A 22,521-nucleotide genomic window follows, 5' to 3' on the forward strand; every position below is an offset into this window, starting at 1 on the left:
GGGCATGCCGAGCCTAAGCGAGGCACCGAGTGGTGGGGCAAAGACCTTTTGGTTACTTTTGGGGCGTTTGCCAAAAGTGACTCGCTGTAAGAGCGAAACCATAAGTAGCCGTTACCGCAGCAACGGATATGTACACCCCACCCCACCTCACCCCACCCCAACTACCATCACCGCTCCACGGGCACCGAAAGCCCCGAATTCCCAAGCGCATGACTACGCGCATCAAAAAACCGCAACTCCACCTCCATCCCCTCAAACAACTCCGCAAAACGCCGCTTCTGCTGCTGGATAAACCCCGCACTGCGGCCAAACACCGAAATCGCCAACGTGCTGATCTTCGCCTGTCGAATCGCCTGCACCAGATGCACATCCTGCGCGCCGAGGTGATGCCCAAAGATGCATAGCCCACCTTCATGGCCCAACAACTGCTCATAACAGAACGACAAATAGTCAGAACTGCGAATGGTCTTCAGCTTCTCCTCAACCTTACCCTCGCTGACAAACAACGGCACATCATCCAGCGTCTTGATCGTGTTGTTGATCGCAAAACTGCTGAGCAACGTGCTGTCAGTGGTCGGCAATTTACGCGCCGTACCGTCAAGGTTACGCACCAGGTGCAGGCCACCATGCAGATACAAAATGCGCGTGGTGTCGCAGGCAGTATTGCGCAGGTCAAAGCTCGCATCGGCACTGCGAAACAGATCGTCGATGCCCGGCGCATGCAGGATCGCCCAGTAGTTGAGCAGGTCGTAATTGCTGGTGAACACCGTCGGGTAACTCGCCAGCTCCTGATGGAGGGTCGCCAGTGTCGACGGCTTCACCAGGCGCCACGGAATATGCACGCTGTGGATCGTATTGATCAGCGCTTCCTTGATCGCGTAATAGCGATTACGCGGCGCAGCCGAGCTGACCGCCAGGGCCTTGTTGACCCGGCTGGTGGTTTTCAGTGCACCCAGCACCTGCTCGAAGCTGCGGGTCTGCATCGCGTCAAACACGCTGAGTTCGGACTGGCTCAGGGGTTTTTCTTCCACGGTGCGGGCGTTTTCGAACAGTGAGTCGTAGGCAAAATCTTCCCACACTGCGCGGCTGGCGCCGTTGCCGATCAGGATCCCGCTGATGGCGGTACTGCTGCGCAAGGCGTTCCAGTCTTCTAGGTGGGCATCAAAATCCTGGGAATCCTTCATTGCGGCGGGTCTACTCGAAATCGGCTGGGCGGTGACTTTATCACGAGCGGGCGTTGATCCTGGTCAAGATGCCGCAGGCAATCGAGGTCGATGCTGTAGGCATAACGACTTTAAAGGATTAGCCACCATGAGCAGCACCTTCTTCATTCCCGCCGTCAACATCATGGGCCTCGACTGCCTCGACGAAGCCATGACCGCGATTCGCAACTACGGTTTTCGCAAGGCGCTGATCGTCACTGACGCCGGGATGGCCAAGGCAGGTGTGGCCAGCATGATCGCCGAGAAGCTTGCGATGCAAGACATCGACTCGGTGATCTATGACGGCGCCAAGCCCAACCCGAACGTCGAGAACGTCGAAAAAGGCCTGGCGCTGCTGCAACAGAGTGCCTGTGATTTCGTGGTGTCACTGGGCGGTGGCTCACCCCATGACTGTGCCAAGGGCATTGCCCTGTGTGCGACCAACGGCGGGCACATCGGCGACTACGAAGGCGTCGATCAGTCGGCCAAACCGCAACTGCCGCTGGTAGCCATCAACACCACCGCCGGCACGGCCAGCGAAATGACCCGCTTCTGCATCATCACCGACGAAACCCGCCACGTGAAAATGGCCATCGTCGACCGTAACGTCACGCCGCTGCTGTCGGTCAACGACCCGGCGCTGATGGTCGGCATGCCCAAGGGCCTGACTGCCGCCACCGGCATGGACGCGCTCACCCACGCAATCGAAGCCTACGTGTCCACCGCCGCCAACCCGATCACCGATGCCTGCGCGATCAAGGCCATCGAACTGATCAGCGCCAACCTGCGGATTGCGGTGCGCGACGGTAAAGACCTGGCCGCCCGGGAGAACATGGCCTACGCGCAGTTCCTTGCCGGCATGGCCTTCAACAACGCGTCCCTGGGGTTCGTGCACGCCATGGCGCACCAGTTGGGCGGGCTGTATGACTTGCCTCACGGCGTGTGCAATGCGGTGCTGTTGCCCCATGTGCAAAGCTTCAACGCCAGCGTCAGCGCCGAGCGCCTGAGCCATGTGGCACGGGCCCTTGGCGCAGATATCAAGGGTACGTCGGTGGAAGAGGGCGCCCAGGCGGCCATCGCGGCGATTCGCAGCCTGTCCCAGGATGTGGAAATTCCTGCCGGGTTGCGGGAGCTGGGCGCCAAGTTGCAGGACATCCCGCTGCTGGCGTCCAACGCCCTGAAGGACGCCTGCGGCCTGACCAACCCACGGCGGGCGGATCAGCGTCAGATTGAAGAGATCTTCCGCAGCGCGTTCTGATCAGTCCTGGCCATGGCGACGCACAGCAGTGCGCCGCCCGCCAGCGCCACGCATAACACCGCCAACGGCCAGGCCTGCTGACTCGCCAGCAGGCTGGCCACGCCACCGATCGTCGCTGCCATCAACTGATGCATAAAGCCGCTCAAGGCCATGGCGTAGGAGCCGCTCACCGGTGATTCATCATTGGCCAGCGACAGGCTGATGGGATAACTCATCGATTGGCCGAACACCGCCAGGCAATACGGCAGCCACAGCAGGATCGCCAGCCCATTGGCAAACAGGCTGCCCAGCAACATCGTCGCGCTGCCGCACATCACCAACGCCACGCCCCAACTCATCATCGACAGGCGCCCGGTGCGGGCGACGAGGCGATTGACCATCAACGCCCCCGCCAGATACGCCCCGCTGATTGGCCAGCCGAGCCAGCCATATTGCGCGGCGCTCCACTCGAAATGGCCCTGCAAAATCAACGGTGCGCAGGTGTTGAACGCGATGATCACCCCGTAACCCAAACCGCCCGCCAACGCAGGCCGCAGGAACGCCGGATGGCGCAGGATCGTGCCGTAGATGCGCCAGGCCGAGACGTGCCCGGCGGCTTTTTCCAGTGTCGCAAACACCACCCGTTGCAGCGCAATCATCAAGCCGACAGCCGCGACCGCCAGCCCATAAAAGATCGCCTCCCAACCAAACGCCACTTGCAACAGCGAGCCCACAAACTGCCCGATGCCCAGGGCGATCACGAACGTCATGCCCAGCCACGACAAACCTTTGGCCAACAGGGCACCGCTGAAGCTGTCACGAACCAGCACCCGCGCCATCACCGACACACCGCCCGCACCGAGGCCTTGAACCAGGCGCAGGCCGAGGAACGATTCGAGGCTGTAGGCGGACGGAATCGCCGCACTGGCCAGCGCATACAGCGCCAACGCTGCCAGCAACACCGGCTTTCTACCCAGGCGCTCACCGAGGCTGCCCCAGAGCAGCATCGGCAACGCCATGCCGATCAAGTACACCGCTAGGGCCAGTGCCACCTGGTCCTCTGCAGCGGTCAATGACAAGGCAATCGCCGGCACGGCGGGCAGATAACTGCTGATGCCAATCTGGGACAAAAAGGCCGCGCTGCAGGCAATGGCGAGGGTCGTGGTGCTTTTCAAGGGGCAAAAGATCCTGTTGAGCAGTAAGCTGCAAGCCGCAAGCTACAAGTTGCCAGTGGGTTTGTCTCTACCTTGCAGCATGAAGCTAACCGCTTGTCGCTTAGGAACCAACCTTATGAGAGTTCTATTATTCGGCGCCACCGGCATGGTCGGCCAAGGCGTGTTGCGCGAGTGCCTGCTGGCCAGTGACGTGCAGGAAGTCGTCGCCGTCGGCCGTACCGCGCTGACCCAGGAACACGGCAAGCTGCATCAGGTGCTGCATGCCGACATGTTCGATTTCCAGCCCTTGGAGCATCTGCTGCAAGGTTTCGATGCCTGCTTCTTTTGCCTGGGCGTTTCTTCGGTGGGCATGGATGAAGCCAAGTACACCCATTTGAGCTACGACTTGACGCTGGTGGCCGCCAGCACCCTGGCGCGGCTCAACCCGCAGATGACCTTTATCTACGTGTCCGGCGCCGGTACCGACAGCAGCGAAACCGGCAAAACCATGTGGGCACGGATCAAGGGCAAGACCGAGAATGCGTTGCTGCGCCTGCCGTTCAAGGCGGTGTACCTGTTCCGTCCCGGGGTGATCCAGCCGTTGCACGGCGTGCGCTCGAAAACCCCGCTCTACCAGTCCATCTACACCGTGGTCGGCCCGTTGTTGTCGCTGCTGCGCCATGTGCGACCGGCCTGGGTGGTGAGCACTGAAACCGTTGGCCGCGCGATGCTCGCGGCCGTCCGGCACGGCGCACCTCTGCCGGTGGTGGAGCAGGCCGATATCAATCGCCTGGCCACCGAGCGCGCCTAGATGCTGCACAAAAGCCTGGTTCGCCGCCTTGACCTGATCACCCTGCAATTGTTTGTGGCGGTGCATGAGGAAGGCACGCTGACCCGCGCCGCCGCCCGCGAAGCCATCGCAGTCTCGGCGGCCAGCAAGCGCTTGATGGAGCTGGAACTGGTGCTGGGCGTCAGCCTGTTTGTGCGCCAGGCCAAGGGCATGCAGCTCACGGCTGCCGGCGAGACCTTGCTGCACCATGCACGGCAGATGCTGTTCAATGTCGAGAAGATGGGCCTGGAGCTGGGCGAACACAGTCACGGCGTGCGCGGTTATGTGCGGATGCTGGCGAACCTCTCGGCAATCATTCAGTTCCTGCCCGAAGACTTGCGCGACTTTTCCGCGCTGCATCCACAGGTGAAGGCAGACCTGGAAGAGCGGCCCAGCAATGGCGTGGTCCAGGGTGTGATTGACGGCGTTGCGGACCTGGGCATCTGTTCCAGCGACACCGATACCAAAGGCCTGCCCGGCGTGACCTATCGCCGGGACAAGCTGGTGGTGCTGATGCCGGCGGATCACCCGTTGGCCTCGCGCAAGACCCTGGCGTTCGCCGAGACGCTGGACAGCGACTACGTGGGGCTGCATTCCGCCAGTTCGATCAACATGCGCACCCATGCGGCGGCGCGGGAGGCGGGCAAGGTGCTGCGCTTGCGGATCCATGTGCCGGGCTTCGATGCCATGTGCCGGATGGTCCAGGCCAACATGGGCATCGGCATCCTGCCGCAAAAAGCCTATGAACTGTTTGGCCGGGCGTTGGGCTTGCACGCGGTGCCGCTGACGGATGCCTGGTCGGACCGCAGCCTGATCCTGGTGGTGCGTGACGAGGCGCAGCTGTCGCCGGTGAGCCGGTTGTTGTTCGATTACCTGCGGCGGGAGCAGGCGTAAGCAAACCCTGTGGCGAGGGCGCTTGCTGTGGCGAGGGAGCTTGCTCCCGCTGGGCTGCGTAGCAGCCCCAAAAAAGCCGGGAGCGCTACGCACTCCAGCGGGAGCAAGCTCCCTCGCCACAACCAGTCCTTACTCAAGCGTTCGCATTTGGCGAACGCTCGTTGCCAACTGACGGTTGGATTTCTACTGCCTGCGTCCTCTAGCCTTGGCCCCACATTCCAAGAACAAGAGGTACACCCCATGACGGCTCCCCTGAGCGGTATCAAGGTGATCGAGATCGGCACCCTGATTGCCGCGCCCTTCGCCGCCCGGCTGATGGCCGAGTTTGGCGCCGAGGTGATCAAGATCGAAGCCATGGGGCAGGGCGATCCGCTTCGCAAATGGCGAAAGCTGCACGAAGGCACGTCGCTGTGGTGGTACCTGCAATCGCGCAACAAGAAGTCCCTGGCCCTGGACCTCAAGTCGGCAGAAGGCCTGGACCTGGTCAAGCAACTGCTGGGCGACGCCGACGTGCTGATCGAAAACCTGCGCCCCGGCGGCCTGGAAAAACTCGGCCTGGGCTGGGACGTGCTGCACGCCCTCAACCCCAAGCTGACCCTGGTGCGCATCTCCGGCTACGGCCAGACCGGCCCTTACCGCGACCGCCCGGGCTTCGGTGCCATCGGCGAGGCCATGGGCGGGATTCGCTACACCACCGGCAACCCGGATTCACCACCGGCGCGGGTCGGCGTGAGCCTCGGTGATTCCCTGGCGTCGCTGCACGGTGTGATCGGCGCGCTGATGTCGCTGCTGCGGGTCAAGACCGGCCAGGGCGATGGCCAGATTGTCGACGTGTCCCTGGCCGAAAGCGTGTTCAACCTGATGGAAAGCCTGGTGCCGGAATACGACATGCTTGGCCATGTGCGTGAACGCAGTGGCGGCGCCTTGCCCGGCATTGCACCGTCCAACACCTACCTGACCGCCGACGGCGCCTATGTGGTGATCGCCGGCAACAGCGACCCGATCTACAAGCGCCTGATGCTCGCCATCGGCCGCGCCGACCTGGCCGAAGCGCCGGAGTTTGCCCACAACGATGGCCGCGCTGCCAAGAGCGGCCTGCTGGACGCCGCCATCACCCACTGGACCAGCAGCCTGCCCATCGACCAGGTGCTCAGTGCCCTGGAAGCCGCCGAAGTACCGGCGGGGCGCATCTATTCAGTGGCCGATATCGTCGCTGATCCGCACTACCAGGCCCGCGATATGCTGCTCAGCGCCGACCTGCCCGGCGGCCTCACGGTGAAAATGCCCGGTATCGTGCCCAAACTGTCGGAAACCCCCGGCGCGGTGAATTGGCAGGGCCCGAGCCTGGGCCAGCACACTGATTCAATCCTCGGCGACCTGGGCCTGAGCGGCGCCGATATTCAACGCCTGAAAACCTCGGGAGTGGTGCAATGAAAAACTATTCCGATGCGCTGGTCGTGCAGGAAGTCTCGCCTCGTGACGGCCTGCAAATCGAGCCGACCTGGGTCGAGACTGTCGACAAGATCGCGTTGATCGATCAACTGTCCATGGCCGGGTTTTCCCGGATCGAAGCCGGCTCGTTCGTGTCGCCCAAGGCCATCCCTGCGTTGCGCGATGGTGAACAGGTTTTCCAGGGCATCACTCGTCGCCCCGGGGTTATCTACGTGGCGTTGATCCCCAACCTCAAGGGCGCCCAGCGTGCCGTCGAGTCCCGGGCCGATGAGTTGAACCTGGTGATGTCCGCCAGCCAGACCCACAACCTGGCGAATATGCGCATGCGTTGCGAAGCCTCGTTGGCGGCGTTCGGCGATATCGTGAGCTTTGCTGCCGAGCACCCGGTGCGCCTCAACGGCAGCATTGCGACCACTTTTGGTTGCCCGTTCGAGGGCAAGATCGATGAGGACCGCGTGCTGCAATTGGTCGACGCCTACCGCGAGCTCGGCATCCAGGGCATCAGCCTGGCCGACACCACCGGCATGGCCAATCCGCGTCAGGTCGAGCGTCTGGTCAAGCGCGTGCTGGAACGTGTTCCGGCGAGCGACCTGACCCTGCATTTCCACAACACTCGCGGCCTGGGTTTGTGCAATGTGCTGGCCGCCTACGAGGCCGGTGCGCGACGGTTTGATGCGGCATTGGGCGGCCTCGGCGGTTGCCCGTTTGCGCCCGGCGCGTCGGGCAATATCTGCACTGAAGACCTGGTCAACCTGTGTGATGAAGTCGGGATCCACACCGGCATCGACCTGCCGCACCTGCTGAAAATGTCGCGGCAATTGCCGGCCTTGCTGGGCCATGAGTTGCCGGGCCAGGTGGCCAAGGCCGGGCGCAATTGCGACCTGCATCCGCCACCGGCCTACATCGCCACCTTGTAAGCCGTAACCAGACAACAAAAACAATCGGATGCCTGCGAGCAGTCCGCTGGAGAGAATCGATGAGCCTTAATACGTTGGAGGCCGGCGTGCGCCCGGCCGCTGAACACGATGCCGAAAAAGCCCTGGTCAGCAAGGTCGCCTGGCGCCTGATGCCGCTGATCATGGTCTGCTACCTGTTCGCATTTTTTGACCGCATCAACATCAGCTTCGCCAAGTTCCAGCTACAGGCCGATCTGAGCCTGAGTGACACTGCCTATGGTCTCGGCGCCGGGCTGTTTGTGGTGGGCTATGTGATCTTTGAAGTGCCGAGCAACATGATGCTGTACAAGGTCGGCGCCCGCCGCTGGATCGCCCGCATCATGATGTCGTGGGGGCTGGCGACGGCCGCTATGGTGTTCGTCACGGCCGAATGGCAGTTCTACGGCCTGCGTTTCATCATCGGTGCGATGGAGGCCGGGTTTGCCCCGGGCGTGCTGTATTACCTGACGTTGTGGTTCCCGCAGCACTACCGTGGGCGTATCACCTCGATGCTGTTCCTGGCGTCGGCGTTTGCCGGGCTGGTGGGCGCGCCGTTCTCCGGGCTGGTGCTGGAACACCTCGACGGTGTGCTGCAAATGCGCGGCTGGCACTGGTTGTTCTTGCTCGGTGGCTTGCCCTGTGTGGGCCTGGGGTTCCTGGTGCTCAAGCTGCTCAAGGACCGTATCGAGGATGCCCACTGGCTGACCCCGTCGGAGAAGACGTTGCTGGCCAGTCGCATTGCCGTGCATGAACCCCACAAGAGCGGTGGCTCGTTGCTGGCTGCATTGCGTATCCCAGGCTTCCTGATGCTGGGCTTTATCTACTTCCTGATCCAGGTGGCGTCCTACGGCCTGAACTTCTGGGCGCCGCAACTGATCCGCAGCGCCGGCACCCAGAGCCCGGTGATGATCGGCTTGCTGACGGCGATTCCCTACGTCTGCGGCGCCATCAGCATGGTGGTGATCGGACGCTTGTCCGACGCCACCGGCGAACGTCGCAAGTTCGTCAGCGGCCTGGTGGCGCTGGGGGCGGTGGGGTTCTTCTGTGCCGGGATCTTTGCCGATCACACCACGTTCCTGATCGTCGCCCTGAGCTTGCTGGGCGCGGGGATCATCGCTTCGATCCCGACGTTCTGGACGCTGCCGCCGAAGTTGTTGGCCGGTGCCGGCGCGGGCGCTGCTGGCGGGATCGCGGTGATCAACACGTTGGGCCAGTTCGGCGGCATCGTCAGCCCGGTGATGGTCGGCAGGATCAAGGACCTCACCGGCAGCACCACGCCGGCGCTGTATGTCATCGGCGTGTGTGCGTTGCTGGCGGCGGCGCTGTTGCTGTGGGGCTTGCCTCAGAAGCTGCGCACCCTCGACAAGCGCTGATCAGCCGGCGGTCACCAGCGAGCGGGTGGGTGCGGCACTGAATTGAATCAGGGCCACACCGCCAATCAACATCAGCGCCCCGATCAACCGGGGCGCGGTCAATTGGCGCTCCACCAGCCCGAACAAGCCGAAGTGGTCCAGCATCAACGAGGCGACGATTTGCCCGGCCATCGCCAGGGCGATAAACCCCGAGGCGCCGAGCTTGGGCATCAGGATCAACGCCAGCGAAATGAAGCACACGCCGAACGCGCCGCCGCTCCACATCCACAGCGGCGCCTTGGTGATAAAACCCAGGTTGGGCAGCGGCAGGCGCAGGGCCAGGATCACCGGCAGCAGCACGATGATGCTCACCAGCAGCGAGGCCAGGGTGGCCCACAGCGGATGCCCCAGGCCGCGTCCCAGGTTGGCGTTTATCGCGCTTTGAAACGGCACCACTGCCCCGGCAAACGCGGCCAACAGCAACAAACCTACCCAATGCAACGTCGTCATGATCAATCTCCCAGAGGTTTTGCTGGACTCTAGGCTATTCGTCGCGCAAATTTAAATTCCAAGTTCTTATGCAGAACATGCAGCTGATGAATGATCTACGACGCATCGACCTTAACCTGCTGGTGATCCTTGACGCCTTGCTCAGCGAGCAACACGTGACCCGTGCCGCCGAGCGCCTGCACCTGAGCCAGCCGGCGGTGAGCCACGCGCTGGCGCGGTTGCGGGACTTGCTTGGAGACGCGTTGCTGGTGCGCCAGGGCAGTTCGCTGGTGCCCACTGCTCGTGCTCTGGAACTGGCCATGCCGCTGGCGGAAGCGCTGGCCCAGGTACAGGCGCTGCTGGAGCCCAATCGTTTTGATCCGGCGTCGGCCAAGCGCACCTTCCGGGTCGCCATGTCGGACTACAGTGCGGCGATTTTCTTGCCGGGGCTGGTGCGCACCTTGCGCCGGGAAGCGCCGGGGATTGATTTGCAGATTATCCAGGCCAGTCGCGAAGGCATGCTTGACGGTGTGCTCAATGGCGATATCGACCTGGCGGCCGGGGTGTTTCCCGACATGCCTGCCGAACTGCGCAGCACGCCGCTGTTTGAAGAGCATTACGTGTGCCTGGTGGACCGTGACAGCCTGCCGGCAAGCGGTGTACTCGACCTGCCCACCTATCTGGCGCGGCCCCACGTATTGCTGGAAATGCGTGGCAGCGGCACCCCGGAAATCGAACGGGCGCTGACGGCGATTCGTGAGCGCCGGCACGTGTCTATCAGCTTGCCTCATTGGGGTGTTGCGCCGCAGTTGATCCAGGGCACGGACCTGATTCTTACCGTGTCGTCTCGCGGGCTGCTGAACATTGATCACGAACAGTTGTTGGCGGTGCCGCCGCCGTTTCACATTCCGTCGTTTGCGTTTGTGCTGGCGTGGCATTCGCGGCGGGGTGGGGACGCGGCGTTGCAGTGGTTGAATGGGCAGGTGCAGGTTGTGATACAGGGTTGATCGGCGTTACCAACTGTTCGGTGGTTGGCGCCGTGTGTGAAATATTCGAAGAACCTGTAACCGTCCCTCGCGAATACGATATGGCACTAGATAGGGCCAGCGTGGCATCACCCACTCACGTGTACCAGGAACGCGTCCTTCTCGACCCATCGCCGGAAACTCAGCAACATGCTCAAGCCCCGTCCGGATGGCCTGAACAAACTCATAAGCCGCTTTGGGGTTTTCCTGGGCGATGAAAGCTGCTTCATCATCAAGATTTTTGAGTGCTGCCTTCAGCCACTCAACGCGCATTGGCACGCCATTTGTTTGCCACTGCGTCTACTTCGGCGGCAGTTGCAAAGTCACCCGCATCGGCTTCTTTCAACGCCTTTTGAATTTCCTCGATTTGCCATGCTTCACGCGTCAGGTATTCGCGTAACGCATCGACGGCGAGGAACGATTTGCTGCGCCCGGTGGCCTTGGCAAGGCTGGCGAGTGTTTCGGAGATGTCTTCAGGTAGACGTAATGACATGACCGACATAAGTGCCTCGATGTAGTGATGTGTAATACAACATACTACATTGTCACCGTTGCATCTTTGTGTTCCGTTCGTCAGGACTGCTCCTCAGTAAGCCCTGACGACCGTTCGTCGCACTAACAAGTTTTTTCTAAACCTTTACCGCCCTGAAAATTCAGATTCAGAGCGGGGCTCGTTTCCCTGCACCTGTTTATTACCTGGAGGAACCCATCATGAGCCGCATGGCTATCCGGTTACGCACCGCCAGTTTCGCGATGCTGCTGGGCCTCGGCGCCAGCAATGCTTTCGCCCAGTCGCCTGCCGATTTCATCGAGCAGGCTTCGGCCAAGGGCATGGCCGATATCGAGACCAGCCGCATGGCACACGCCAAGACTTCGTCCCAGGAGATCAAGGACTACACCATCGAAGTCATCAATGAACGCACCCTGGCCAATCAGCACCTGGCGGCCATCGCCAAGAAGCTCGACTTGCCGGTGGCCCCACGGGACAAGATTGTCGACAAGGCCGAATCGCTGATGCCCGAGCTCAAGGACGGCGACTCCTTTGACGCCGCCTACACCGCCCAGCAGATCAAGGCCAACGAAGACGCGATCGCCTTGTTCAAGCAGGAGGGCGCCGAGTCCGATATCCCGGAAATAAAGGCGTTGGTGGATGAGACCTTGCCCAAGTTGGAAGAGCGCCTGGAGAAAGCCCGGGCGCTGGCGTCGACGTACGGTAAGGGTCACCAGGGCGACGGTTGATTGCCTTGAGTACCCCATGAAAAACGGCGGCTGGAGTGATCCAGCCGCCGTTTTTTTATGCCTGGTTCAGGTCTGTCTTGGACCGGCCATTGTCATCCGTTGTTTCGGTAACCAAGGTCGTCACAGTGATGGTTTCGCTGTCGCCGATGGTCTTGTACTCCTTGCGCAGTTTCTCCAGTTCCTTGCGGTCCAGGCCGTCCAGGCTCAATACGGCGTTTTGTGCATCCTTGGTGGCGCGCAGCAACTCGTCAATCTTGATATGCAAAATGTCGTTGTCGCGGTTTTGCGTGTTCTGGATCAGGAACACCATCAGGAAGGTGATGATGGTGGTGGAGGTGTTGATGATCAGCTGCCACGTGTCGTTGTAGTGGAAATAAGGCCCGCTCAGACTCCACAGGAGGATCAATCCCACCGCCGCGTAGAACGTGCGGGCGCTGCCTGCCCAGCGGGACAGGGATTGTGAGATGGCGGAGAATTTCATGACCGTTTTCCTATAAGGGTGGGTGATGAAAATACTGACCGCAGGCGCGCTCTGAAATTTCTTTTTACAATTGAGGATCTGAACAAAGTTGTACGTTTTCCTGCTGGGGGTCAGCCGTGATCCTCCAGCGCCAGCAGATACTGCTTGGCCTCAAGCCCGCCGGCGAACCCGGTCAAGCCACCCGACGCACCAATCACCCGATGGCACGGCGCAACAATCGAAATCGGATTGCGCCCGTTGGCGGCGCCGACGGCACGCACGGCCTTGGGGTTGCCTATCTGCGCAGCGATCTGGCTGTAGCTGCGGGTCTCTCCGAACGGGATGGTCAACAGCGCCTGCCAGACTTTCTTCTGGAAGTCGGTGCCGGCGAAGTCCAGTTCCAGCTCGAAACGGTTGCGGGCACCGGCGAAGTACTCCTTCAACTGTCGCTCGGTCTCCAGCAGTACCGGGCTGTTGCTAGCTTCTTGCAGGGCACCCAGGCGAACGCGATTGGGCCGCTCTTTTTCCCAGAGGATGGCGGTGAGTTTTCCGTCACGGGCCACGAGGGTCAGTTGGCCGACGGGGGAGGGCATGTATTTGTATTCGTAGGACATGGTCGGGCTCCTTGAGTGGGTATGGCTCTACTGTAGATGGGCCGACCCAGGGTGGAACTACGTTTCTTGCGGTCGAATTCGCGAACGACTTAGAAGTTCCAGTAAACCCAATCGGCGTAATACGGATACCAATAAAACCACGAGAACCAGTACAGCGCCTTGAGTACCGATGCCGTGCCAATGACAAAAAATGAAGCGATGTTGAGCAGCGTGATGATCACGGCAAATACGGTTACACGCCGACTGGCATGCAGTTGGGCAAACCGGGCGCCATAAACGGAGGCGGTGATGGACGCCAGCACCAACACGAGTCCCAGCGCAAAGGGCAGCCTGAGGAACGAGAGCAGCAGAGGAGCGATCAGCACCCAGCCCAGTACCTTGCGCAGTACGGGGCTGGGCGTGCGGTGTGAGGGAGGGAGCATTGCGCGGTTCCTTGAAGTGCTGTTACCGGTCTTGTTGCAATACCTTGAGGGCAGCAGACGCAAGAAAGCCCGAACGGCTTTTTTCTTCCGGATGATGCAGGACGTATTCGTCAATGCGGTTCAGCAGATAGCCGGGCAACGTGATATTGAGTTTCTGTGCCTTGCCCAGGTACTTGGTCACATCAATATCCACCACCGCCCACGTGCAGCCGGCATATTGCGGGTTGGCGGCATGGAGGGTGACTTTCTGTGCTGTAGGAATGGGCGCACCGTCTTCTGCGAGGATCTCGAAGTGGCCTTCGATCGCTTCGCGGGCCATGGCCATGGCGTCGTCCAGATCATCTCCAGCTGAGAAGCAACCGGGAATGTCCGGGACTTCCACACCCCAGGCATGGTCCTCGTCACCGGTTGAAATTGCGATTGGGTACAGCATGTTTGTTGTCCTCCACGAACGTGTTAGCTGAGCAGAGCTTGTTTCAAAATGCTCTTTGCGGTCTTGTCCAGCAGGTCTTTTTTAGGATGGGGAATCGTCACGAGCCCCGGCTTTGTGGGGTGCTTGAAATGATGATGGCTGCCTCTGATTCGCACCAGATACCAGCCATCCGCAACGATGTGACCTATCAAATATCGGCTGTCCACAGCACCTCCTTGTGGTGTGTGTTGGTGGAGACTATAACTACTGAAAATAAATTATCAACACTCTACCTACCAGCGGTCGATGACCGGTGTTTCTGTAGGGGCTGTATTCAGTGTATGAGCGCATGGGGACGGTGCCCGACGGAGGTATTGCGAGGTTTTTCGAGAGAACAATCAGGCTTTCTGACGAGCCTGCAGCAACTCATCAATTACCGTGAGAAATGCCGTGACCATCAAGCTGCTTGCGCCGCTACGCGTAAGAACGAGCAGCCGTGCATACGCTTCCGCGTCCACCAACGGCCGATACGTCACGCCCTTGTTCATCAAACTCTGCGTACATTCCGGCACCAGCGCCACACCTTGTCCCGCCGCCACCAGTGCAATGATCGAGGTAATTTGCCGTCCCGACGGCCCGGCCCTTAGTGGCAAACCTTTGTGCCGATAAAGCTGCTCAATGGACTGGTTAAGCCCCGAGCCATAATCGGCAGGGAACAGAATCAACGGGTACCCACTCAACTGCGCCAGGCTGACCTCGGCCTGGTTGGCCAACGGGCTGTCGCTGGACACCGCCGCCACCAGCCGCTCCTCACCCAACGACAACGCTTGCACCTCAGTCTGACCGTCCTGGGGCAGTAACCGGCTCAGGCCGATATCCAGGCGGCCATCAGCCACCTGTGCGCCCAGGCTGCCGGAGGCGCATTCCACCAGCGTCAGTTGCACATCGGGAAAGCGTTGGGCGAAGGCTTGAATCGCTTGGCTGAACAAGTCCGACAGGGCTATCGAACTGACGTAACCCAGCGCCAGTTGCCCGGCGGCACCCGCCGCCAGTTTGCCGGCGATGACTTCGGCGAGGTCGACCTGCTCCAGCACCGCCCGTGCGTAGGGCAGGAACGAGCGGCCCTGAGGCGTGAGCGAAACCGTGCGACTGGTGCGGTCGAACAGGCGAAACCCCAGTTCAGCCTCCAGCGCGGAAATCTGCCGGGTCAACGGTGGCTGGGCCAGGTGCAGGCGAATGGCGGCGCGACCGAAGTGCAATTCTTCGGCGACGGTCAGAAAGTAACGCAGCTTGCGTAGGTCGAGCATCCTGGCCCCAGGGTATTGATCGGTTCGAAATCGGTATTGGTCTCGGGTGTGCGGGTCATTCTATAAAGGCCTCAGATAATAAAACGAGAGGTTTCATGAAACCGCGCCTGCATTGTGCCCGTCTTGCCCTGTTCCTGTGTGGCTGCGCGGCGTTTCTCAACCTCTACGCCACCCAGAGCATTTTGCAGACCCTTGCCGCCAACTTTGAAGTGAGCGCCAGGGCGGCCGGTTGGAGCATTACCGTCACCACCTTGGCGGTAGCGCTGACCGCGCCCTTTGTCAGCCGCCTGACCGGGCGTTTTGAGCAACGCACGGTGATCTCGGCGGCCGCGCTGTTGCTGGCGTTGCCGGCGCTGATGACTGCCTATGCCAGCAGCTTTGCCGAACTGCTGGTGTGGCGCTTTATCGAAGGCATGCTGATCCCCGTGGTGTTCGCCACCAGCGTGGCCTACATCGGTGATCGCTGGCGCGGCGGCACCGTCACCGAAGTCACCAGCCTCTACGTGGCCGGCACCGTGCTCGGCGGGTTTGCCGGGCGCTTCGTCACCGGTGTGATGACCGAGTACGTCGGCTGGCGTGAAGCCTTCGAGCTGTTGGCAGTGTTGAGCCTGATGGTGGGCGGGTTTATCCAGTTCCTGCTGCCGGGCAATCCACCCCGAATTGCGCGACCTTCAACCACCTGGGCCGATGTGCTCGGCACGCCGTTGCTGGCAGCCTACGCCGTAGGATTTTGCGTGCTGTTCTCCCAAGTGGCGACGTTTACCTACGCTGGCCTTTACCTCAGCCAGGCCCCGTTCGACCTTGGCCCGGCGGCGCTGGGCACGATCTACATGGTGTTCCTGCTGGCCCTGGTAGTCATTCCCGTTGCCGGGCGCCTGAGCAAATCCCGCCCGCAATCCGAACTGCTGACGGCGGCTGCGGTGCTTGGCGTTTGTGGCTCGGGCCTGACCTTGCTGCCATCCCTGTGGTGCATCGTATTGGGCCTGGCCCTCAGCTCCACGGGCGTGTTCCTCGCCCAGGCCGCCGCCAGCGCCTTCACCACCGCCACCGCTCGCCACAACAAGGCCGGTGCCGTGGGCCTGTACCTCACCTGCTATTACCTGGGCGGCAGCTTCGGCGCCATCGTCCCGGCGCTGATCTGGGGGCGTTGGGGTTGGGTGGGGTGTGTGGCGCTGATCATCGGTTTCCAGCTACTGTCGTTGCTGATCGCCCTGGCGGGCTGGAAGCCCCTCCAACCTGAACTGAGCAAGACCTCATGAACGATGCCGTTGCCCTGCCGGTACCCGAGACTTCCGCCCGTCGCCGCTCGTTGATCGCCGGCTGCAGCGCCCACGCGATTCACGATGGCCTGACCGATGTGATCTACGTGCTGCTGCCGATCTGGCAAGCGCAGTTCGGCATGACCTACGCCCAGGTCGGCCTGCTGCGCGGTGCCTATTCCGGGATGATGGCGGTGTTTCAGCTGATGGCCAGTCGCGCCGCCAAACGCTGGGGACGCACGCCGATGCTGGTGGGCGGCACGGCGCTTGCCGGTGTTGCCTATCTGTTGGTGGGGCAGGCGATCGGGTTGGGCATGTTGTTGCTGGCGCTGCTGTTGGGCGGGCTGGGGGCGAGTACCCAGCATCCGCTGGCTTCTTCGATGATCACCGATACCTACGAGAACGGTGGTGGGGTCAAGGAAGCGCTGTCTCAATACAACTTCTCCGGGGACATTGGCAAAACCCTGGTTCCCGGGCTGGTCGGGCTGTTGCTGACCGTCATCAGCTGGCGCGCGAGCGTCACGCTTCTTGGAATGCTGGGATTGGCCGCGGCGGGGTTGCTGTGGTGGCTGATCCCAACGCAGGCAGCGGCGTCTGCTTCCGGCAAAACCGCCAAGACCTTGATCGGAAGTGGCTCGGTCAGCGGTCTGCGTGCGCTGATCGTCACGGGCACACTCGACAGTGCCGTGCGCATGGGCTTTCTCACGTTTCTGCCCTTTCTTCTGCAAGCTAAAGGCGCCGGCACTGCGGGCATCGGTCTCGCGCTGACCATGCTGTTTATCGGCGGCGCCTTCGGCAAATTGCTCTGCGGCTACCTCGGCGCACGCATCGGCATGATGAAAACCGTGTGGCTGACGGAAACCGTCACGGCGCTGTTGATCGTCGCGGCGGTGTACCTGCCGTTGAGCGGGTTGATGGTGATGTTGCCGGTGTTGGGGCTGGCGTTGAATGGCACCTCTTCGGTGCTGTACGGCGCGGTGCCGGATCTCGCTGGCGCAGGTAAACGAGAGCAGGCGTTTGCCGTGTTCTACACCGGCACCATCGGCGGGGGCGCGTTGGCGCCGGTTCTGTTTGGCGGGCTGGGGGACTTGATGGGTGTGCCGGTGGCGGTGATGGTGCTGGCGGGGATGTTGTTGCTGACGTTGCCGTTGGCGTGGGTGGTGCAGCAGGGCTGCTCACTCAAATAATCGAATGATTGGCGACATGCCCCGGCTGTGCTTGCAGATCGATACCCAGTGCGTGAAGCACCTTGAGTACCGTTTCGAAGCGGGGCTTTGCTCCAGGGGCAAATGCCTTGTACAGACTCTCACGGCCCATGCCGGTATCGGTCGCGACCCGCGCCATCCCGCGAGCTTTGGCCACGTACCCGACGGCCCTGAGGAACTCCTCGTTATCGCCGTCGGCCAGAACTTGAGAAAGGTATTCGCTGATGGCTTCATCACTGTCGAGCAGTGCCGCCATATCAAATGTCGTCAGTGTTTGGCTCATGATCAAACTTCCTTTGCCAGTTTTTTTGCTCGCCGGATGTCGGCGTCTTGTGAGGATTTGTCGCCACCGGCCAGCAAGACGATGACGGTTCTTCCTCGCTGCGTGAAATACACTCGATAACCCAGACCGATATCTACGCGCATTTCCGAGACACCATTGCCTACCGTCTTTATATCGCCCAGATTGCCAGCAGATGCGCAATCGATGCGCCGGGCGATGGCGATTTTTGCGCGTAAATCACGTATTGCTGAATGCCAGGTAATGAAGGTCTGCGTTTGCTGGACATGATAGTTCAGGGGTTCTCACTGTATCCATATGGATACTGGCTGGCAATAGGCATGAGCACGTGCGCGCGGCGCGGTTAGGCGCAGGAGAATGATGTGAGTAAGGCTAAGGATTCAAATGGTCTCTTGTTGCGAGCGATTGCAGTGTCGAAGTCTCTTGCAGTTGCTGGCGCCTAATCCATCAAGGATGCGATCCGCTGCGCATCCTCCGGCGTCGCCGGGTTGTACACCACCATATTCAGATCCTTGCGCCCATCGACCGCAAACACCGAATACTCAAATTCGATCGGCCCCAACACCGAATGGCGTATCCGCTTGATGCGATCACCATGGGCACCCTGAACATCGTTTTCGCTCCACATCGCCTTAAATTCAGGGCTGCGTCGACACAGTTCATCCACCAGCGGCTGCACCTGCTCCGCCGCGCCTGAGCGCGCCGTATCAATCCTGAAAGCCCCCAACACAAACCGCGCCACGCTTTCCCAGTCGTATTGGGCCGCGCGGGAATTGGGATCAAGGAACATGAACCGCAGGATATTTCGCTGTTCCGGCGCCTGGGATCCGTAGTCCATCAACATCACCGTCGCCGCCTGGTTCCAGGCCACCACATCCCAGGTCGCCGTACGCAGGATCGCGGCGCTGGGGTTCAAGGCATCCAGTACCCGTTGCAGGCGTGGCGTCACCGTTTCGTTTTGCTGATAGCGCACTTCGGGTGGGCGTCCGAAGGCCAGCAGGAACAGATGCTCGCGTTCGATATCGGTCAACATCAGCGCATGGGCAATCCGCTCCAGCACTTCCACCGACGGCGCGCCGCCACGGCCCTGTTCGAGCCAGGTGTACCAGGTAGGGCTGATGTTCGCGCGTTGGGCCACCTCTTCGCGGCGCAAACCTGGCGTACGCCGTCGTGCCGATGAGAAGCCGAATGCCGCCGGATCAAGCCGGGTACGTCGGTCTTTCAGATAGCTGCCCAACTGGTTTGCGCTCATAGCCTGTTAGCCTCTATACCCTGATAACTTCACTACTTTACCCGTATAGGGCAAGCGCACAGATTAGTCTCTGAATACACACGGAGATACGGTTCATGCGCATATTTATAACGGGTGCCAGCGGATTTATCGGGTCGGCTGTCGTCAAGGAACTGATCGCGGCGGGCCATCAGGTGCTGGGGTTGTGCCGCTCGGATGACAAGGTGGCAGCGCTGGAGGCCGCCGGGGCTCAGGTACATCGTGGGTCGCTTGAGGACCTGGGAAGCCTCAAGTCTGGTGTTGCCCAGGCGGATGGCGTGATTCACCTGGCGTTCAATCACGACTTCTCGAAATTCGTCGCGAACTGCGAGGACGACCGCCGGGTTATCCAGGCGCTGGGAGAGGCACTTGCCGGGTCGGATCGACCGCTGATCATTACCTCCGGTGTCGGAATTGCGAGCACCGTGCCGGGGCAGTTGGCGACGGAGGATGGTGCGGTGGTTACCTCAGCGCAAATTCCTCGTGCAGCGTCGGAAGAAGCGGCTAACGCTGTAGCCGCGACGGGGGTGAATGTGTCGGTGATGCGTTTGCCTCAAGTACACGACACCGTCAGGCAGGGGCTGGTTAGCCCGGTGATCGAGTTGTATCGCGAGAAGGGCGTTTGCGCTTACATCGCCGACGGGAAAAACCGTTGGCCGGCGGCACATATTCTGGATGTGGCTCGGCTCTACAGGCTGGCGATTGAAAAGGCCGAGCCGGGCACGAGGTATCACGCGGTGGCGGAGGAGGGTGTGTCGCAAAGGGAGATTGCCGAGGTGTTGGGGACGCGGCTAGGGTTGCCGGTTAAATCCATTTCGGCGCAAGAGGCTCAGGGGTTTTTTGGTTGGTTGGCAAGGTTTACCGCTCACGATATGCCTGCATCCAGTGCGATCACGCGCAAGAAGTTGGGATGGGAACCGGTGGGGCCGGGGTTGCTTGCGGATCTTGCGCAGTTGGAGGGCTTTTAAGGTCGAATTGCTGGAGGGCAGATTACTAATGTTTTCGAGAACGGGTTTGTTTCATTAGTCGTTGTTTCTCCAGCATTCCAACGTCAAGGAATAGCGCTTCGGCTGCTTGCTGCGTCTGAGACCGCCTGCAAGACGATGAAGCTTTTTACCTCGGCAAATACGTCCAACGTCGCTTCCCAGAGACTCATCGCCAAGGCTGGTTTTTTCCAAGCGGGGTTATCGAGAACCCGTATGAGGATGATCCGGAGCTGGTTTATTTCAAACGTATTCGGTGAATGAGACGGGCCGTTTGATCATTGTGAAACACCACGCTTGAGGCCTGGCTTAGTGTTTGCCGGAGTTGTGTGCTCCTAACACACGATGCAACTCCCCCGCGACAGCAAGCAGTTGCTGTTCCAAGGCTTCCACATCGGATGCGTTGATCCTGTCATTGATGACAGGCAAGGTTTTCGCCCGCTTTTTCGGGGCGGTTACTAGGTTATGTGCATCCTGGGAGACCAGAGCCTGGCGCAGAATGTTATTGATCACCGTCTGATAGCCCGTACCGGCGTTTTCGGCGCATGTGCGTGCTGCATCGATCACGACGTCATCCAGCATGATGGTGATGCGTGTCTTGCCTTTGTTGCCTGCAATAGCACCGCGCTTCCCTGAGCTGAAATCGTATTCGTCTTTCATGGTTCAAACCTCCAGATACTGGCGTCGTTCACTTTTGGATGCGAGCCTTGCACTGATGATGCGTACGAAATTCGGATCACGGTAGGTGTAGGCCACCACCAATATTCGATCCTTTGCATCTTTGCCCACGACTACCCAGCGTTCTTCATCGTGGTCGCGGTCTTCTATCATCAATGCTTTAGCGTCGTGAAATACCGGTTCAGCATCGGCCAGGCTTACACCTCTGTGCTTTAGCTGATTCAGTGTGTTCTTGGTGTAGTCATACTGGATTCTGAAGGTTTTCATTATGCATATTTTATATGTATAAAAAAGCGATTGATTGGGGGATGGATCTTGAGGGAAGGGATGACGGATTTCCGTCGGTCGACGCTGATGCGCCCGGTATGAGGGGGATGCTTAGTGTGTAGGGAAGGTGAGGAACCAAGGGGGGATTGTTGAGCGCAGCTATCTGGAAGAGAGATCTTGCGGCTTTGCCTACACAACCATCAGAATCGTCCCGGTTGTACGCCTTGGGCGACGTCTTCAAGGTTCGTCAGCCGCTGCCCATCAGCGGTCGGGTTTAGTAGCCCGATTTGATCAACGGCGTATGGCTGTGCCATTTTTCAGACGTTTGAATGTCTGGTCTTTATGGTGGCTGTACGCGGGGCGCCTTTGGGCGCGCCGGTTTCGTTGATCAACCGGTCTACTAACCCGCGTATAGCCGCCACCCTTTGTTTAGTAGCTTCGGAAGGTGGTCCTAACCGAGGATCAACAGATGTGTACTGGCTCGTATAACTCGCCCACATTGATTCGACGCCCCCAATCGCTGTCGGATTGCTGGCGTTGCAGTTGGCGCTTTGACGAATGATCGGTGACGGTGATGCACGCATTTAAAGTGTTTGGCGCTGGATTTAGCGTGGTGTCGGTCTTGGCCATCGGAGTGATTTTTAACGGTGGAAATGCCTTTGCCCTGGATGCCACAAAAACCCCAGGCGACAACCTGCCCAACCTGAGCCGTGCGTACGTTCTTCAGGATTTCAATGCGCAAGGTCAGCCAGAAGAAATAGCGCTAGGCGAAAATCTTCAGAACGCCTATTTCTACACAAACTGTTATCGCTCATCGGGATGCCATCAAGGTGTGCCGGAAGGAGCGCTGGTATTCAACACACCCTCGGGTTTTAACGCGACGCCCAACAGTCACTATCCCCGGGTTGAACTGCGGGCAAAAAGAGAGTTCACCGCAGGTGATGTGTTTGATAACACCCAGTCCGGCGAGCTTTATGTGGTGCAAAATCCAAGCACAAAATCGATCATATTTGCCCAGATACATGGCGACAAGGCGGGAGGTTCGGAGCTGCTGAAGCTTCGCTGGGAAGGTGGCTCGATCATCGCCGGGACCAAAACGCGCTATGGGCAGAAGGAGCAACGGACAGTATTGCTGAAGGGGCTCGAGCTTAACGACAAGCTGAATTACAAGATTGAGGTCAAGGGCTCCGAGGGTGGCATGGTGCTGCTGGTTTCGGCTGCGGCGAATGGCAGGCAGGCCAGCCGGGAATTCGATATTCCGCCATCGGGTTGGCAGGGCATCAATCTGTATTTCAAGGCCGGGAATTACAACCAGACCGCTGAGCAGGACGGCGGGGCAGCTATTGTTGCGTACACCTCCCTGGATGTGGGTTACCAGTAGCAGTGTGCGCCGGTTCAGAGACTCCCCGGCCCAGCAACCCGCGTACAGTTTCACCCGGTCTGCGCAGTACTGCGTCAGTAATGCCGAGTAAAAAGATTCGTTCCCCCTCGCTCCATTAGCGTCCGACGTCGTTGTAAGACACTTCTCGTTGTTC

The 22,521-nt window shown here is 60.2% G+C and carries 28 protein-coding genes and 1 pseudogene; 13 read left to right on the forward strand and 16 right to left on the reverse strand.

The window, feature by feature from the left end; all coding sequences use genetic code 11:
• Positions 1 to 167: 167 nt before the first annotated feature.
• A complete protein-coding gene (locus A462_RS07405) occupies positions 168 to 1,184 on the reverse strand; it encodes a DUF4917 family protein (protein ID WP_003212103.1) in 1,017 nt (338 codons plus the stop codon).
• 127 nt (positions 1,185 to 1,311) lie between these two features.
• Between A462_RS07405 and yiaY the strand changes: the two genes are divergently transcribed.
• Complete coding sequence (yiaY, locus tag A462_RS07400; protein WP_008437790.1) at positions 1,312 to 2,460, forward strand: L-threonine dehydrogenase; 1,149 nt, start codon at positions 1,312 to 1,314, stop codon at positions 2,458 to 2,460.
• Here the strand turns inward: yiaY and A462_RS07395 are convergent.
• Complete coding sequence (locus A462_RS07395) at positions 2,427 to 3,614, reverse strand: MFS transporter (RefSeq protein ID WP_008437791.1); 1,188 nt, start codon at positions 3,612 to 3,614, stop codon at positions 2,427 to 2,429. The genes yiaY and A462_RS07395 overlap by 34 nt on opposite strands.
• Positions 3,615 to 3,729: 115 nt before the next feature.
• Here A462_RS07395 and A462_RS07390 point away from each other — a divergent pair, with 115 nt between their 5' ends.
• From A462_RS07390 to A462_RS07370, 5 genes are all read left to right on the forward strand, one after another.
• Positions 3,730 to 4,404 (forward strand): NAD(P)H-binding protein, encoded by a 675-nt coding sequence (locus A462_RS07390; protein ID WP_008437793.1) that lies wholly within the window; start codon positions 3,730 to 3,732, stop codon positions 4,402 to 4,404.
• Positions 4,405 to 5,316 (forward strand): LysR substrate-binding domain-containing protein, encoded by a 912-nt coding sequence (locus tag A462_RS07385; RefSeq protein WP_008437796.1) that lies wholly within the window; start codon positions 4,405 to 4,407, stop codon positions 5,314 to 5,316.
• Positions 5,317 to 5,556: 240 nt separating this feature from the next.
• Positions 5,557 to 6,750: a CaiB/BaiF CoA transferase family protein gene (locus A462_RS07380; protein WP_003212092.1), complete on the forward strand. Its 1,194-nt coding sequence runs from the start codon at positions 5,557 to 5,559 to the stop codon at positions 6,748 to 6,750.
• Complete coding sequence (locus tag A462_RS07375; RefSeq protein ID WP_008437799.1) at positions 6,747 to 7,685, forward strand: hydroxymethylglutaryl-CoA lyase; 939 nt, start codon at positions 6,747 to 6,749, stop codon at positions 7,683 to 7,685. The genes A462_RS07380 and A462_RS07375 overlap by 4 nt, the downstream gene beginning before the upstream one ends.
• 59 nt (positions 7,686 to 7,744) lie before the next feature.
• Positions 7,745 to 9,076 carry an MFS transporter gene (locus A462_RS07370; protein ID WP_008437801.1) on the forward strand — a complete coding sequence of 444 codons (1,332 nt, stop codon included), beginning with the start codon at positions 7,745 to 7,747 and terminating at the stop codon, positions 9,074 to 9,076.
• Here the strand turns inward: A462_RS07370 and A462_RS07365 are convergent, their stop codons facing one another.
• Entirely contained in the window at positions 9,077 to 9,565 is a 489-nt protein-coding gene (locus A462_RS07365) for a DMT family transporter (protein WP_003212086.1), read from the reverse strand. It lies immediately after the preceding gene.
• Positions 9,566 to 9,642: 77 nt separating this feature from the next.
• Between A462_RS07365 and A462_RS07360 the strand changes: the two genes are divergently transcribed.
• The gene (locus A462_RS07360; protein WP_374707361.1) at positions 9,643 to 10,551 is read left to right on the forward strand and encodes a LysR family transcriptional regulator; all 909 of its coding nucleotides are present in this window, start codon (positions 9,643 to 9,645) and stop codon (positions 10,549 to 10,551) included.
• 6 nt (positions 10,552 to 10,557) lie between these two features.
• On the opposite strand, the gene A462_RS33745 is transcribed toward A462_RS07360, so the two are convergent.
• Both A462_RS33745 and A462_RS07355 read right to left on the reverse strand, forming a co-directional pair.
• Positions 10,558 to 10,842, reverse strand: coding sequence for a type II toxin-antitoxin system RelE/ParE family toxin (locus A462_RS33745; protein WP_008437803.1), 285 nt, complete (start codon positions 10,840 to 10,842; stop codon positions 10,558 to 10,560).
• Positions 10,832 to 11,071: a CopG family ribbon-helix-helix protein gene (locus A462_RS07355; RefSeq protein ID WP_008437804.1), complete on the reverse strand. Its 240-nt coding sequence runs from the start codon at positions 11,069 to 11,071 to the stop codon at positions 10,832 to 10,834. Before A462_RS07355 ends, A462_RS33745 begins: the two co-directional genes overlap by 11 nt.
• Positions 11,072 to 11,280: 209 nt before the next feature.
• On the opposite strand from A462_RS07355, the gene A462_RS07350 reads away from it, so the two are divergent.
• Positions 11,281 to 11,808, forward strand: a complete 528-nt coding sequence (locus tag A462_RS07350; RefSeq protein ID WP_003212082.1) for a DUF4142 domain-containing protein — start codon at positions 11,281 to 11,283, stop codon at positions 11,806 to 11,808.
• A gap of 55 nt (positions 11,809 to 11,863) precedes the next feature.
• On the opposite strand, the gene A462_RS07345 is transcribed toward A462_RS07350, so the two are convergent.
• The 6 genes from A462_RS07345 to A462_RS07320 form a co-directional block, all read right to left on the reverse strand.
• A complete protein-coding gene (locus A462_RS07345) occupies positions 11,864 to 12,289 on the reverse strand; it encodes a low affinity iron permease family protein (protein WP_003212079.1) in 426 nt (141 codons plus the stop codon).
• Positions 12,290 to 12,399: 110 nt separating this feature from the next.
• Positions 12,400 to 12,882 carry a methylated-DNA--[protein]-cysteine S-methyltransferase gene (locus tag A462_RS07340; protein ID WP_003212078.1) on the reverse strand — a complete coding sequence of 161 codons (483 nt, stop codon included), beginning with the start codon at positions 12,880 to 12,882 and terminating at the stop codon, positions 12,400 to 12,402.
• A gap of 89 nt (positions 12,883 to 12,971) precedes the next feature.
• Positions 12,972 to 13,304 carry a hypothetical protein gene (locus A462_RS07335; RefSeq protein WP_003212076.1) on the reverse strand — a complete coding sequence of 111 codons (333 nt, stop codon included), beginning with the start codon at positions 13,302 to 13,304 and terminating at the stop codon, positions 12,972 to 12,974.
• Positions 13,305 to 13,326: 22 nt separating this feature from the next.
• Positions 13,327 to 13,737 (reverse strand): type II toxin-antitoxin system HicB family antitoxin, encoded by a 411-nt coding sequence (locus A462_RS07330; protein WP_003212074.1) that lies wholly within the window; start codon positions 13,735 to 13,737, stop codon positions 13,327 to 13,329.
• A 23-nt stretch (positions 13,738 to 13,760) separates the two neighbouring features.
• Complete coding sequence (locus A462_RS07325; protein WP_003189411.1) at positions 13,761 to 13,943, reverse strand: type II toxin-antitoxin system HicA family toxin; 183 nt, start codon at positions 13,941 to 13,943, stop codon at positions 13,761 to 13,763.
• A gap of 171 nt (positions 13,944 to 14,114) precedes the next feature.
• Positions 14,115 to 15,023 carry a LysR family transcriptional regulator gene (locus A462_RS07320; RefSeq protein WP_008437806.1) on the reverse strand — a complete coding sequence of 303 codons (909 nt, stop codon included), beginning with the start codon at positions 15,021 to 15,023 and terminating at the stop codon, positions 14,115 to 14,117.
• Between the two features lie 95 nt (positions 15,024 to 15,118).
• On the opposite strand from A462_RS07320, the gene A462_RS07315 reads away from it, so the two are divergent.
• Both A462_RS07315 and A462_RS07310 read left to right on the forward strand, forming a co-directional pair.
• Positions 15,119 to 16,282 carry an MFS transporter gene (locus A462_RS07315; RefSeq protein WP_008437807.1) on the forward strand — a complete coding sequence of 388 codons (1,164 nt, stop codon included), beginning with the start codon at positions 15,119 to 15,121 and terminating at the stop codon, positions 16,280 to 16,282.
• On the forward strand, positions 16,279 to 17,469 hold the full coding sequence (locus A462_RS07310) for an MFS transporter (RefSeq protein WP_008437808.1): 1,191 nt from the start codon (positions 16,279 to 16,281) through the stop codon (positions 17,467 to 17,469). The genes A462_RS07315 and A462_RS07310 overlap by 4 nt, the downstream gene beginning before the upstream one ends.
• Here the strand turns inward: A462_RS07310 and A462_RS07305 are convergent.
• From A462_RS07305 to A462_RS07300, 3 genes are all read right to left on the reverse strand, one after another.
• Complete coding sequence (locus tag A462_RS07305; protein WP_003212064.1) at positions 17,462 to 17,770, reverse strand: addiction module antidote protein; 309 nt, start codon at positions 17,768 to 17,770, stop codon at positions 17,462 to 17,464. The genes A462_RS07310 and A462_RS07305 overlap by 8 nt on opposite strands.
• 2 nt (positions 17,771 to 17,772) lie before the next feature.
• On the reverse strand, positions 17,773 to 18,066 hold the full coding sequence (locus A462_RS33750) for a type II toxin-antitoxin system RelE/ParE family toxin (protein ID WP_003212063.1): 294 nt from the start codon (positions 18,064 to 18,066) through the stop codon (positions 17,773 to 17,775).
• Positions 18,067 to 18,227: 161 nt separating this feature from the next.
• Positions 18,228 to 19,040, reverse strand: a complete 813-nt coding sequence (locus A462_RS07300; protein ID WP_008437810.1) for a helix-turn-helix transcriptional regulator — start codon at positions 19,038 to 19,040, stop codon at positions 18,228 to 18,230.
• A gap of 95 nt (positions 19,041 to 19,135) precedes the next feature.
• On the opposite strand from A462_RS07300, the gene A462_RS07295 reads away from it, so the two are divergent.
• Together A462_RS07295 and A462_RS33755 are read left to right on the forward strand one after the other, a co-directional pair.
• Positions 19,136 to 20,026: an SDR family oxidoreductase gene (locus A462_RS07295; RefSeq protein WP_008437811.1), complete on the forward strand. Its 891-nt coding sequence runs from the start codon at positions 19,136 to 19,138 to the stop codon at positions 20,024 to 20,026.
• A gap of 33 nt (positions 20,027 to 20,059) precedes the next feature.
• Positions 20,060 to 20,301, forward strand: a pseudogene (locus A462_RS33755) (GNAT family N-acetyltransferase); the annotation flags it as partial.
• A gap of 49 nt (positions 20,302 to 20,350) precedes the next feature.
• Here the strand turns inward: A462_RS33755 and A462_RS07290 are convergent.
• On the reverse strand, positions 20,351 to 20,701 hold the full coding sequence (locus A462_RS07290; RefSeq protein WP_008437812.1) for a BrnA antitoxin family protein: 351 nt from the start codon (positions 20,699 to 20,701) through the stop codon (positions 20,351 to 20,353).
• 3 nt (positions 20,702 to 20,704) lie between these two features.
• Positions 20,705 to 20,986: a BrnT family toxin gene (locus tag A462_RS07285; RefSeq protein ID WP_008437813.1), complete on the reverse strand. Its 282-nt coding sequence runs from the start codon at positions 20,984 to 20,986 to the stop codon at positions 20,705 to 20,707.
• Between the two features lie 574 nt (positions 20,987 to 21,560).
• On the opposite strand from A462_RS07285, the gene A462_RS07280 reads away from it, so the two are divergent.
• On the forward strand, positions 21,561 to 22,367 hold the full coding sequence (locus tag A462_RS07280; RefSeq protein ID WP_008437814.1) for a polysaccharide lyase family 7 protein: 807 nt from the start codon (positions 21,561 to 21,563) through the stop codon (positions 22,365 to 22,367).
• Positions 22,368 to 22,521: the final 154 nt, after the last annotated feature.

Origin of the sequence: Pseudomonas sp. Ag1 (genome assembly GCF_000278565.1) — a bacterium.
Lineage (GTDB): Bacteria > Pseudomonadota > Gammaproteobacteria > Pseudomonadales > Pseudomonadaceae > Aquipseudomonas.